12 protein-coding genes are annotated in these 11549 nt (G+C 63.1%); 5 read left to right on the top strand and 7 right to left on the bottom strand.

Annotated elements, in window-relative coordinates; translation table 11 throughout:
* Positions 1 to 5: 5 nt before the first annotated feature.
* The 7 genes from lepB to rpoE form a co-directional block, all read right to left on the bottom strand.
* A complete protein-coding gene (lepB, locus tag C8D92_RS00925) occupies positions 6 to 815 on the bottom strand; it encodes a signal peptidase I (protein WP_095609728.1) in 810 nt (269 codons plus the stop codon).
* Between the two features lie 11 nt (positions 816 to 826).
* On the bottom strand, positions 827 to 2629 hold the full coding sequence (gene lepA, locus C8D92_RS00920; RefSeq protein ID WP_095609729.1) for a translation elongation factor 4: 1803 nt from the start codon (positions 2627 to 2629) through the stop codon (positions 827 to 829).
* Between the two features lie 208 nt (positions 2630 to 2837).
* Complete coding sequence (locus tag C8D92_RS00915; protein WP_095609730.1) at positions 2838 to 4265, bottom strand: DegQ family serine endoprotease; 1428 nt, start codon at positions 4263 to 4265, stop codon at positions 2838 to 2840.
* A 106-nt stretch (positions 4266 to 4371) separates the two neighbouring features.
* On the bottom strand, positions 4372 to 4833 hold the full coding sequence (locus C8D92_RS00910; RefSeq protein ID WP_095609731.1) for a SoxR reducing system RseC family protein: 462 nt from the start codon (positions 4831 to 4833) through the stop codon (positions 4372 to 4374).
* Positions 4830 to 5825, bottom strand: coding sequence for a MucB/RseB C-terminal domain-containing protein (locus tag C8D92_RS00905; RefSeq protein WP_158222323.1), 996 nt, complete (start codon positions 5823 to 5825; stop codon positions 4830 to 4832). The genes C8D92_RS00910 and C8D92_RS00905 overlap by 4 nt, the downstream gene beginning before the upstream one ends.
* A 21-nt stretch (positions 5826 to 5846) precedes the next feature.
* Entirely contained in the window at positions 5847 to 6404 is a 558-nt protein-coding gene (locus C8D92_RS00900) for a sigma-E factor negative regulatory protein (protein ID WP_095609733.1), read from the bottom strand.
* A 15-nt stretch (positions 6405 to 6419) separates the two neighbouring features.
* The gene (gene rpoE / locus C8D92_RS00895; protein WP_409456157.1) at positions 6420 to 7085 is read right to left on the bottom strand and encodes an RNA polymerase sigma factor RpoE; all 666 of its coding nucleotides are present in this window, start codon (positions 7083 to 7085) and stop codon (positions 6420 to 6422) included.
* A 166-nt stretch (positions 7086 to 7251) separates the two neighbouring features.
* On the opposite strand from rpoE, the gene nadB reads away from it, so the two are divergent.
* The 5 genes from nadB to C8D92_RS00870 all read left to right on the top strand — a co-directional run bounded on the left by nadB (position 7252) and on the right by C8D92_RS00870 (position 11528).
* The gene (gene nadB, locus C8D92_RS00890) at positions 7252 to 8859 is read left to right on the top strand and encodes an L-aspartate oxidase (protein WP_095609735.1); all 1608 of its coding nucleotides are present in this window, start codon (positions 7252 to 7254) and stop codon (positions 8857 to 8859) included.
* A gap of 27 nt (positions 8860 to 8886) precedes the next feature.
* Positions 8887 to 9141 (top strand): FAD assembly factor SdhE, encoded by a 255-nt coding sequence (locus tag C8D92_RS00885; protein WP_095609736.1) that lies wholly within the window; start codon positions 8887 to 8889, stop codon positions 9139 to 9141.
* Positions 9125 to 9622: a hypothetical protein gene (locus C8D92_RS00880; protein ID WP_095609737.1), complete on the top strand. Its 498-nt coding sequence runs from the start codon at positions 9125 to 9127 to the stop codon at positions 9620 to 9622. The genes C8D92_RS00885 and C8D92_RS00880 overlap by 17 nt, the downstream gene beginning before the upstream one ends.
* Positions 9619 to 10581: a CAF17-like 4Fe-4S cluster assembly/insertion protein YgfZ gene (ygfZ, locus tag C8D92_RS00875; RefSeq protein WP_095609738.1), complete on the top strand. Its 963-nt coding sequence runs from the start codon at positions 9619 to 9621 to the stop codon at positions 10579 to 10581. The genes C8D92_RS00880 and ygfZ overlap by 4 nt, the downstream gene beginning before the upstream one ends.
* 113 nt (positions 10582 to 10694) lie before the next feature.
* Positions 10695 to 11528: an HDOD domain-containing protein gene (locus tag C8D92_RS00870; RefSeq protein WP_116918184.1), complete on the top strand. Its 834-nt coding sequence runs from the start codon at positions 10695 to 10697 to the stop codon at positions 11526 to 11528.
* The last annotated feature ends 21 nt before the right edge of the window (positions 11529 to 11549 follow it).

Below are 11549 nucleotides of genomic sequence, written 5' to 3'. Positions count from 1 at the left end.
GTTGTTCACTCAATCAGTCCAACCCGATTGAATTCCGGCAGGCTGAACAGCGACTCCCAGTGCATCCAGATGGCAAACGCCTTGCCCACTACAAGCCGGTCCGGAACGGTTCCCCAGAATCGGCTGTCATTACTGTTGTCGCGGTTGTCGCCCATGACGAAATACTCGCCTTCGGGGATCGTCCAGGCCCCATTCCCCTGCCGGCCGGTCTCCCGGATTGAGACCATTATGTCGTGCCGGACATTCCCCAGCATTTCGTGCTTCAGCTCAAACGGCGGCAGCGTCGCCACGAAATCGGTCGCCACCTTCTCGCCGTTGATGAACAGGTCGTGATTCCGGTAGCGGATGCGATCACCCGGCAGTCCGATGACACGCTTAATATAGTTGGTTTCGCCATCCTTCGGGTAGCGGAAGACCATGATGTCCCCGCGCTCCGGGTCGCCCAGATCCACAACCTCGTTGCGAAGGACCGGCAACCGGAGGCCGTAGGCGAACTTGTTCACCAGGATGAAGTCCCCGACTTCCAGCGTCGGTCGCATGGAGCCCGAGGGAATCTGGAATGGCTCCACCAGGAACGAACGCAGCACCAGCACAATGGCCAACACCGGAAAGAACGACCGGCTCAGGTCCACCAGATAAGGCTCCCGGCGCTCGTCGCCTTCCTCTTTGCCGGTCTCCGACACGCCTGTGGCTGCCGTTTCGCCCGTACCGAGCGCCGCCTCACGCCGCGCCTTGAAAAACAGCCGATCCCCCAGCCAGATAAAACCGGTGGCAAAGGTCAGCGTGACCAGGATCAGGGGGAAATTGATATCCATCCGACGGGGCCTTATTTATCGTCCACTCTGAGTACGGCAAGGAAGGCTTCCTGAGGCACATCCACCTTGCCCAGAGACTTCATGCGTTTCTTGCCTTCCTTCTGCTTCTGGAGCAGCTTCTTCTTCCGGCTGACGTCACCGCCGTAGCACTTGGCCGTCACGTTCTTGCGCAGGGCCTTGACCGTGGAGCGGGCAATCACATGATTGCCAATGGCCGCCTGGATGGCGATGTCGAACATCTGCCGGGGGATCAGTTCCTTCATCTTTTCGATGACGGCCCGACCGCGATACTCCGCCTGGTCCCGGTGAACAATCAGGGCCAGCGCATCAACCCGCTCGCCATTGATCAGCACATCCAGCTTGACCAGGTTCGACGCCTGGAAGCGTTTGAAGTGGTAATCCAGCGACGCAAAGCCCCGGCTGGCTGACTTGACCCGGTCGAAGAAATCGAGCACCACTTCGGCCATCGGCAGTTCGTAGGTCAGCTGCACCTGAGTGGACAGGAACGTCATGTTGGTCTGAACGCCCCGGCGCTCCTCACACAGCGCGATGACGTTGCCAATGTATTCCTGCGGCACGAGGATGCTGGCCTCCACAATCGGCTCGCGCATTTCCTCAACGCTGGCCGTCTCCGGCAGATAGGAGGGATTGGACACTTCCTGAAGCTCGCCGTCGGTGGTCACCACTTCATAGATCACCGTGGGCGCGGTCGTGATGAGGTCGATGCCGTATTCGCGCTCGAGACGCTCCTGGACGATCTCCATGTGCAGCATGCCCAGGAAACCGCAACGGAAGCCAAAGCCCAGTGCGTCTGAGTTCTCCGGCTCGAAGAACAGCGAGGCGTCGTTCAATGTGAGCTTGTCGAGTGCGTCCCGGAACGCCTCGTAATCCTCCGACGACACCGGGAACAGACCGGCATAGACCTGCGGCTGGACGTTCTTGAAGCCCGGCACCATTTCCGTGTCCGGCGTCTTCTGATAGGTGATGGTATCGCCCACCGGCGCCCCGTGGATGTCCTTGATCCCGGCGATGATGAAACCCACCTCGCCGGTGCCCAGCTCGCCGGTCTCGGTCGGCTTGGGCGTGAAGATCCCCACCTTCTCCGCCGTCCAGGGGCGGCCGGTGGATTTGATCAGGATCTTGTCGCCCTGCTTGAGCGTGCCCTGGCGGATGCGCACCAGCGAGACCACACCCAGGTAGTTATCAAACCAGGAGTCGATGATCAGCGCCTGCAGCGGCCCCTCCGTGTCGCCCTGGGGCGGTGGCACGAGCCGGATCAGTTCCTCCAGCACGTCCTCGACGCCTTCCCCGTTCTTGGCACTGCAACGGACCGCTTCGGTCGCCTCGATGCCGATGACGTCCTCAATCTCCTGGGACACCCGGTCCGGTTCGGCCTGCGGCAGGTCCATCTTGTTGAGAACCGGCACCACTTCCAGACCCTGATCAATGGCCGTGTAGCAGTTCGCCACGGACTGGGCTTCCACGCCCTGCCCCGCATCCACGACCAGCAGCGCCCCCTCACAGGCAAACAGCGAGCGGGAGACCTCGTAGGAGAAGTCCACGTGGCCCGGCGTGTCGATCAGGTTCAGCTTGTACTCTTCGCCATCACGGGCCTTGTACCGCAGGGTCACACTCTGCGCCTTGATCGTGATGCCCCGCTCACGCTCCAGATCCATGGAATCCAGAACCTGCTCGGCCATCTCGCGGTCGGTCAGCCCGCCGCAGAGCTGGATAAACCGGTCGGCCAGCGTGGATTTCCCATGGTCAATGTGGGCGATGATCGAGAAGTTACGAATGTGGCTCAGCTCAGTCACGTAATTCGGTTACCTGCTCAGGAAAAGATGGATGGCGCCGCTCCAGGCTCCCGGGCCGGTTCCTCACGGGCTCCGGGACCGAACACAACGGCGGGCACTGGATTTTACCGGTTAACCGATCCCATTGCCATGATGGACCGTCCGGAACGCGAAAACCCGCGACGTGACCGCCGCGGGTTTGATTGGCCTTTGGTTTTTCAGGGGTTCCCTAACCGCCGGTACGAATCACCAGGAAGGTCGGCTGTCCCTGGCGGACCACCAGCACGGGCACGGCGCGCCCTTCGGGCAGATCCGCGGCAATACGGCGGAAGTCGTCAACCGACGCCACGGTCTCGTTGTTGAGCTTGCGGATGACATCCCCCCGGCGGATACCGGCATTTCGGGCCGGGCCGGCGCCGACATCCCGCACCAGCACGCCGCCCTCAACGTTCAGCTTGCGCCGCTGCTGCTCGGTGAGCGGTTCCACGGTCAGCCCGAGCGGACCGGCGCCCTGCCCCGGCTCGCCGCCGCCATTCTGGCGCTGAGCCTGCTGGGTTTCGTCCGGCAGTTCGCCGATCGTGACGTCCAGCGTTTTCTTGCGGCCATTGCGCAGGACCGTCAACTCAGCATCCTCATCCACCGGCGTCCGCCCCACCATCGGCGGCAGGTCGGAAGAGAGGCTGATGGACTCGCCGTTGTAGGACAGGATGATGTCTCCGGGTTGCAGGCCGGCGGCTTCAGCCGGCGAATCCGGCACCACTTCGGCCACCAGGGCACCCCGGGGCCGCTTGAGCCCGAAGGACTCGGCCAGATCGCGGTTCACTTCCTGGATCAGGACACCGAGCCAGCCGCGCGAGACATAGCCCTGGTCCCGGATCTGTTCGAAAACGTTCATGGCGACATTGATCGGAATCGCGAACGACACCCCCATGAAACCGCCGGAGCGGGTGTAGATCTGGGAGTTGATGCCGATGACCTCGCCATCCATGTTGAACAGCGGCCCACCGGAATTGCCCGGATTAATGGCCACGTCGCTCTGGATGTAGGGGACATAGTTTTCGGACGGCAGTGAGCGACCAATGGCGCTGACAATGCCCGCAGTAACCGTGTAATCAAATCCGAAGGGCGAACCGATTGCAAAGACCCACTGCCCCTGCTGGAGCTGGCCGGAATCACCCAGCTCGACCACCGGGAGATCTTCGCCATCCACCTTGAGAACGGCCAGATCGGAACGCGGGTCGGTGCCCACCACCTTCGCCTTCATTTCACGACGGTCACTGAGGCGGACAATGATTTCGTCCGCATTCTCGACGACGTGGTTGTTGGTCAGGACATAGCCGTCATGGGAGACGATGAATCCTGACCCCATTGAGCTGAGAGGCGTCTGCCCACCGTGGCCATTGCCCCCGCCAGGCGGACCGTTGGGCCCTTCAAAAAACCGCCGGAAGAAATCGGGGAGTTGTTCCAGCTGCCGGTCAGTGAACGGACTCTGGCGCGCACCACCCTGTTTCTGGGTGGTACTGATGTTGACCACGGCCGACGAGTTCTCGTCCACCAGCTTGGTGAAATCCGGGAGCTCCGCTGCCTGAACCGACAGGGATGCCAGCAACATCAGGACCAGCAGTACTGGCCCGGACCGCAGTAAACGTTCGTACATGCCCCTCTCCAATCAACTGAGAAAATAGCACCGGCCCCGTCGGCGCAATCACCGGACCGCGCCGGGGCGCTCTATCCATTTTGTGTACGGATGACGTTTTTTCAAGTTAATGATTATTAAGCGGTATCCGTTGCGTACCGTCGCCGGCGCGCAGCAATACCGGCGACAGAGCCGGCGCCAAGCGGCGTGCGCTCAGCCAGCGCACCCCCGCAAACGAGACACCCGCGCCCAGACCGCCACCAAGCAGGGTCGACAGGTCCTGCCCCGGCCCAAGCCAGCCACCCACCAACGCGCCCAGCAGCAACCCCAGCATGGGTACGCCGTACACCAGTGCGGATGCCATCAATAACTGGCGCTCGCCAATCCCCACCACCACCGTATCACCCACATTCGCATCGATGGCATTCACCATCTGAAGCTGGTTCGCGCGACCGTCCGAGAGAGACGCCAGAGCGCCCTGACCACAACCGTGGCGGGCCTGACACTGGCCACAGGTGCTGCGGCGGATGGTGCGGACCCAGACCTGATCGCCCACTCGGGCTATGACGGTGCCGCTCTCTTCGATCATGGCCGGCCTGCGATGTCCGGAGCCTCACCAAAGGTGACCGACCGGGCGACTTTCATGGCCGTTTCCGGTGGAATCTCCCCGACGACCGTGATCAGGTGGCGCTCCCCATCATGCTCGAGGCGACGCATGAAGATGGTTGTGGCGCCAACCCGGGATGCCCCCAGCGGCATTTCCACCGCGGGTTTCTGTCGAATGAACACGGAAAACGAGGCCAGTCCGTCGGTAAACGCCGCTACCTCCCCGGGCGCCCCGTGTGGCACCCGGGCCGGCCGGAACCCGTCCGGATGCCAGCCCAGTCGCCAGGCGCCCTTCAACCCCGGCTCAGGGAGCCGGTCGTTGCGCGGGGGCGGCCCACGGCGAACGTCATCCCGTCGGTCCGACTCAAACAACGCATCCGGCAAGTCGTCCGTCAGTTCCAGCATGGTGAACTGGAACCGTTCCAGGGCCTCGCCGCTGGTGGACAGAACCTGGCTTTTGACCAGCAGCCCGGACTGCTTCTCCAGCCAGAGCCGGTAGCCCAGCCGGTGCTGGTCCTTTGGGGTCAGGCCCAGCACGACCGATTCATGGCCGGCAATCCGCGCCTGGCCGTCGAGACTGGTTTGGTACCAACGCTGAATCCGGGACACATGATCGTCATCCACCGAACGGAACGGCACGGAAGGCAGCAGGGCATCCAGGTGAATGCGCCCATCCACCGGAAAATCGCAGACGACCCGACCATTGCGGCGTCGAATCTCCGCTTTCTGACCGTCCTGCAGAACGAGGCGCTCGCGGATTTCACCATGTCGATACCGGTGCGCGATACGCAGCGAGCTGACGTCGTCACCCCGGCTGTATACCAGCACGCCCTGATAGTTCGTCTCACGCAGGGCCTGCCCCATCTGGCGCAGCCAGTCACCGGCTTCTCGGGCACCAGCCGAGCCGGCCATGAGCGTTATGCCCAGCGCCAGCACCCATCGAGACCCAATGCCGACTCGCCACCAGTCACTCATGCGCCCGGCTCCGGCTGTCATTTACCGACCCGCTGACACGCTGGCGACACGGGCATACCCGAAAGCGCCCTGACCCAGCGCATCCCCGTTGCGTGCATGCTCCAGCAGGTAGCGGTTGAGCTGGGCCCGCTGCTCGTCCTCCAGATCCTCCAGAGTGACGGAAGGTACCGTGTTCTCAACGGTCGAAGCAGCCGTGGCGGTCGTGGCGCCGCCAAGCGCCGATGGGGACGTCCAGGTAAAGCCGGCACCGAAACCAATGACAACGGCAACCGCCAGGGAGGCGACCCAGGGCCAGACGCCGGTCGGTCGTGTCGATTCTCCCGCGCCGACTACATTCCGGTCACCGCCGGCGTCATCAGGCGCTGCCTGACCATCGAGGGCGGCGTTCACGCCCGCACGGACGTCGACCGATGAGAAGTCAGACCGACCGTGACGCAGGATTTCACGCTGCTGGTGCCATCGACGCCAGCGCTCCTGAGCCTCTTCCGACTGTGCGGATGACAGCAATCGATGGACGGCCAGCTCATCCGCCTCATCATCCATCATGGCCGACAGGGTTTCTCTGAGTCGATCATCCATCGTGTCTCTCATCTCTCAGTCCCCCCGCATCAATGGGGCAATTTCCCGGTCAATCGCATCGCGTGCCCGGAATATCCGGGACCGGACGGTCCCGATCGGGCAGTCGAGGATACCGGCAATGTCTTCATAACTCAGTCCGTCATGCTCACGCAGCAACAGGGCCGACCGGAGCTCTTCCGGCAACCCGCTGATCACGCGCTGCATGGCCTCATACACCTGTTCACGCTGCAGCAGACGGTCCGGCGTCTCCAGATCACGCACCCAGTCGCCGCCGTCCACCCGCTCGGCGTCGTCCACATCGAGGCTGCCCCGCGGTCGACGCCCGCGGGCCTCAAGATGGTTCTTGGCGGTGTTGACGGCGATCCGGTAGAGCCAGGTGTAGAACGCGCTGTCCCCACGGAAACGCTCAATCGCCCGGTACGCTTTGACAAACGCCTCCTGGGTAAGATCCAGAATGTCCTGGGAATCGGCCGTGTAGCGGCTGATGATGGCCGCCACCCGGGACTGGTACCGCAGCACCAGCCAGTCAAACGCCTGCCGGTCACCCCGACGGGCACGCCGGACCAGTTGCTGGTCGGTGCCGGGATCGGTCCCGGTGGTCGGCGTCTCGGTCTGTTCCGGTGCCATGGGCGTTCCTGACTCACGGTGCACCGTTTCGGCAGACGGCGCGGCATTTGGCATGATCGGCATAGAGACTGTCCCGGTCCGGAAAAGCGGTTCGGAATCCCCCAGAGCCATCGCCCGGTCAAAGAACCGGATGAGCGCCTTGAGGGGCGTTGGGCCAATAGACAGTCCCGGCAAAGTTTAGTTCAATAGCGGCCACATTATGGCCCGGTAACCATCTCTGATGCCACAGAACCATGAGCACGATGTCCTGATCATTGGCAGCGGCGCCGCCGGCCTGACAGTGGCCCTGAACCTGCCCGCCCACCTGTCGGTCGCGGTCATCAGCAAGGACCGTCTTTCCAGCGGCGCCACCCTGTGGGCCCAGGGCGGGATTGCGGCGGTGATGGACGACAGCGACTCGGTGGAAAACCACATCCGCGACACCCTGGCCGCCGGAGGTGGCCTGTGCCACGAGGACGCCGTGCGGTTCACGGTGGAGCATGGCCGGGAAAGCATTGAGTGGCTGATCGACAATGGTGTTGACTTCACCCGTGACGCGCCCGGGGACAACTACCACCTGACGCGGGAAGGAGGCCACAGCCACCGGCGCATCCTGCATTCGGCGGATGCCACCGGGCAGGCCGTTTCCTACTCCCTGAGTGACCAGGCCCGGCGGCGCCCCAACATCGACATCCTGGAACAACGGGTGGCGGTGGACCTGATCACCAACCGCAAGCTGTCGCTGCCCGGCAACCGTTGCGTGGGCGCGTACGTCCTCAACCTGGAGGACAACCACGTCGAACTGTTCCGGGCCCGTTTCGTGGTCATTGCCACCGGCGGCGCCAGCAAGGCCTATCGTTACACCAGCAACCCGGACGGCGCCTCCGGGGACGGCATCGCGATGGCTTGGCGAGCGGGCTGCCGGACCGCGAATCTGGAGTTCAACCAGTTCCACCCCACGTGCCTTTATCACCCCCACGCCAAGTCGTTCCTGATCACCGAGGCGTTACGGGGCGAGGGCGGGCAGCTCAAGCTACCGGACGGGTCCCGGTTCATGGACCGGTTCGATTCCCGGGCCGAGCTGGCGCCGCGGGACATCGTGGCACGCGCCATCGACCATGAAATGAAGCGTCTGGGTGCGGACCATCTGTATCTCGACATCAGCCACCGGGATGCCGACTTCATCCGGGACCACTTCCCGACCATTTACGAGCGATGCCTGCATTTCGGTATCGACATGACCCGGGAGCCGATTCCCGTAGTGCCGGCCGCACACTACACCTGCGGTGGCGTGATGACTGATCTGCATGCCCGCAGCGACGTCAACCAGCTCTACGTGGTGGGCGAAGCGGCGTTCACGGGCCTGCACGGCGCCAACCGAATGGCCAGCAACTCACTGCTGGAGTGCCTGGTGTATGGCCGGGCTGCCGCCGAAGACATCGCCAATTCCGCCGCCGACATCCCGGCGCCGCCAGAGGCTCCGGCCTGGGACGAATCCCAGGTGCGTGACTCGGACGAGGACGTGGTGATCGCCCACAACTGGGACGAGCTGCGTCACTTCATGTGGGACTATGTCGGCATTGTCCGCACCACCAAACGGCTGCAGCGGGCCAAGCACCGGGTCGATCTGCTGGCAGGTGAAATCGGCGAGTTCTACAGCAACTATCGTGTGTCAAACGACCTGCTCGAGCTGCGGAATCTGGTCACGGTGGCAGACCTGATCATCTGCTCGGCGATGCAGCGCCGGGAAAGCCGCGGACTGCACTACACCCTGGATCACCCGGGGCTGCAGAACGAAAGCAGGGACACCATCCTGACGCCCACGACATTCCGTCCCAAGGCCCCCTGAGGCCGGGACTCCACGACGAGGCCTTCCATGGAAAATGACGTCGAGTACAAGCGACTCTACTGGCACAGCCGCCGCGGCATGCTGGAACTGGACCTGTTGCTGATTCCGTTCCTTGAGGAGGTCTACCGGGACCTTCCGGCCGACGATCAGGCCCGATACCACAAGCTGATCAACTGCGAAGACAACCAGATGTACCAGTGGTTCATGCAGCGCGAAACGCCTGAAGACCCGGACCTTCATCGCATCGTGAGCCTGATTCTCAACCGTGTTCAGCCGGATTGAGCTGACCCGGTTTCCCTGCGCCACGCTGGGCCCGTTCCTGTTGCTCGGATGGCTGCCACTGCTGACCGGTCTCGTGGCCGCCGCACTGCTTGTGACGCCGGCTTTCTGGCCGGCCCTGGGCCTCGCCACCGGGCTGCTGTGGCTCCGCCACCGGGACCAGGCGCTGTTAAGCACCGGACGCTCCGTTCGAAGGCTGATCTGGCAATCCGGTGCTCTGACGGTGGAACAGAGCGACGGCCGATCCTGGAATGCCCGCGTGGACGACAGCAGCCGTCTGTTTTCGCGCTGGGCCCTGTTGAAACTCCGACCTGTCGACACCATATCTCTCAATGACCGTCTTCAGTACCGCACCGTTGTGCTGGTGCATGCCGGCTGCATCCGAAATGTTGACGGTACTGCATTCCGCCGGTTGCGCGTGGTACTCCATCTTTCACCACCCGACGACAATCTACCCGACCAAAAGGAGGGCCGACCGATATGAGCGACTCCCGCGCCCGCACTGAACGCCCCCGACAGGCCTGGGCCGAATTGCCCGATCAGCGGTTGTATCGCGTCTCCGGCAAGGACCCTTACCGATTCCTGCATGGGCAGTTAACCCAGAGCATGGACGAGATTACCCCCGGGCAATCCCGCCGGGGCGCCGTCTGCACGCCCAAGGGGCGGGCGTATGGTCTGATGATGCTTTCAGAATATGAGGGCGACTACCTGCTCACCATGCCAGCGGCCGTGGCTGAGGAAGCCACCACTCAGCTCAGCAAGTTCCTGATGCTCTTCCGTGGGACGGACATGGCGGCGCCTGACGAGGCGCGCGTCTTCGGGCTCTGGGGCGAGGAAACCGCCCTGGCCGTCTCGGATCAGGCCAGGACCCTGACCTCAGCCGGGGATGCCGTCACTCTGCCCGGTGGCAAGCTCCTGCGTGTGGAGGATGCCGACGGGACACCCCGCTACGAGTTCTGGTCGCCCGAAGGCCATGCGCCATTCGAGGGCGCCGCCACGGCCACGCCCGCGGACTGGGCCGCCGCCGAGATTGCCGCTGGCGTCGCGCACCTCACACCGGGCTCGGTCAGCCAGTACGTACCCCAGGTCCTTAACTGGCAGCACCTTGAAGGCATTCACTTCCGAAAGGGCTGCTATACCGGCCAGGAAGTCATCGCCCGGATGCACTATCTTGGCCAGCAGAAGAAGAGCGTGTTCCGGCTCGCCTCAAGTACGGCCGCACAACCGCCCGCGACGGGCACCGCCATCAAGGCTGGGAATAAGCCGGTCGGCGAGGTGGTCAACAGCGTCGGGTTCGATGACGACACGATCGAGGTACTCGCCGTCATCAAACACAGCGCTCTCCAGCAACCGGATAACTGGACTCTGGGGGACACGGACACCGTGCTTGCCCGCCGACCCATGGCCTACACGGTACCGGAGCACGACCCCAAGGCGGCGTGACGAGCACTGGATACGGACTGTCACACGCATTCGCTCCACCATCTGCTATAACTAGTGTCTCGTCTGGTTAATTCGCTGACTGACATCAATCGACGACACGGATTCCTCAACCCATGACAAACATCGCCGATACCATCCGTCAGGATCTGACGGAGGCCATTGAGAAAGACAAACTCGTGCTGCCCACGCTGCCCGAGGCCGCACTGCAGGTGCGGGAAATTGCGGAGTCCGAAGACGCCGCCATTCCGGATCTGGTAGAGGTGGTCTCACGGGATACCGCGCTGTCAGCGCGAATCATTCGTGTCTGCAACAGTCCGCTTTTCCGCGGTTCTCGCCAGATCGAGAACATCAATATGGCGGTCAGCCGTCTGGGCATGGACTACACCAGCAACCTGGCCATGGGACTGGCCATGGAACAGATGTTTCAGGCCACGTCGGACATGGTGGACAAGCGCCTGCGCGAGACTTGGCAGTCCAGCACCGAAATTGCCGGCATTGCGTACGTGCTGGCCCATCACTACACCAACCTCCAGCCGGATCAGGCGACGCTTGCCGGACTGGTGCACCTGATCGGCGTCCTTCCGGTTCTCCGTTACGTGGAGGACAAGGAGGTGCAAATCAGCAACATCATGCTGGACAAGGTGATCGATGACCTACACCCGAGGATTGGTGCCAAGATTCTCGAAAGCTGGGACTTCCCGGAAGACATCCAGCGTGTGCCGCTCGACTACACGAACTTCACCCGGGAGGTGCCGAAGGCGGATCTGGCGGACGTGGTCACCGTCGCTCACCTGCAGCATGTGGTGGACTCGGAGCACGCCCATGCCGAGGTGGACTGGCACACGGTGAAGGCATTCGAGCGTCTGGGCCTGGATCCGGACCGGGATACGAGCGACGAAGAGGACCTCAACGCCGAGATGGAAGCGGCGATGGCGCTGCTTCAGTAGGCCCTTTGCAGTGCCGTCGGG

Source organism: Tamilnaduibacter salinus, from assembly GCF_003096655.1.
Taxonomy (GTDB): domain Bacteria; phylum Pseudomonadota; class Gammaproteobacteria; order Pseudomonadales; family Oleiphilaceae; genus Tamilnaduibacter; species Tamilnaduibacter salinus.
The sequence above is the reverse complement of the archived record's forward strand: the minus strand, read 5'-3'. Positions and strand labels throughout refer to the sequence as shown.

What these genes read in the sequence shown, in the direction of transcription:
- lepB (WP_095609728.1), bottom strand. Translation starts at nt 815, where the DNA reads ATGGATATCAATTTCCCCCTGATCCTGGTCACGCTGACCTTTGCCACC.
- C8D92_RS00915 (WP_095609730.1), bottom strand. Translation starts at nt 4,265, where the DNA reads ATGTACGAACGTTTACTGCGGTCCGGGCCAGTACTGCTGGTCCTGATG.
- C8D92_RS00910 (WP_095609731.1), bottom strand. Translation starts at nt 4,833, where the DNA reads ATGATCGAAGAGAGCGGCACCGTCATAGCCCGAGTGGGCGATCAGGTC.
- C8D92_RS00905 (WP_158222323.1), bottom strand. Translation starts at nt 5,825, where the DNA reads ATGAGTGACTGGTGGCGAGTCGGCATTGGGTCTCGATGGGTGCTGGCG.
- C8D92_RS00900 (WP_095609733.1), bottom strand. Translation starts at nt 6,404, where the DNA reads ATGGATGATCGACTCAGAGAAACCCTGTCGGCCATGATGGATGATGAG.
- rpoE (WP_409456157.1), bottom strand. Translation starts at nt 7,085, where the DNA reads ATGCCAAATGCCGCGCCGTCTGCCGAAACGGTGCACCGTGAGTCAGGA.
- nadB (WP_095609735.1), top strand. Translation starts at nt 7,252, where the DNA reads ATGCCACAGAACCATGAGCACGATGTCCTGATCATTGGCAGCGGCGCC.
- C8D92_RS00885 (WP_095609736.1), top strand. Translation starts at nt 8,887, where the DNA reads ATGGAAAATGACGTCGAGTACAAGCGACTCTACTGGCACAGCCGCCGC.
- ygfZ (WP_095609738.1), top strand. Translation starts at nt 9,619, where the DNA reads ATGAGCGACTCCCGCGCCCGCACTGAACGCCCCCGACAGGCCTGGGCC.
- C8D92_RS00870 (WP_116918184.1), top strand. Translation starts at nt 10,695, where the DNA reads ATGACAAACATCGCCGATACCATCCGTCAGGATCTGACGGAGGCCATT.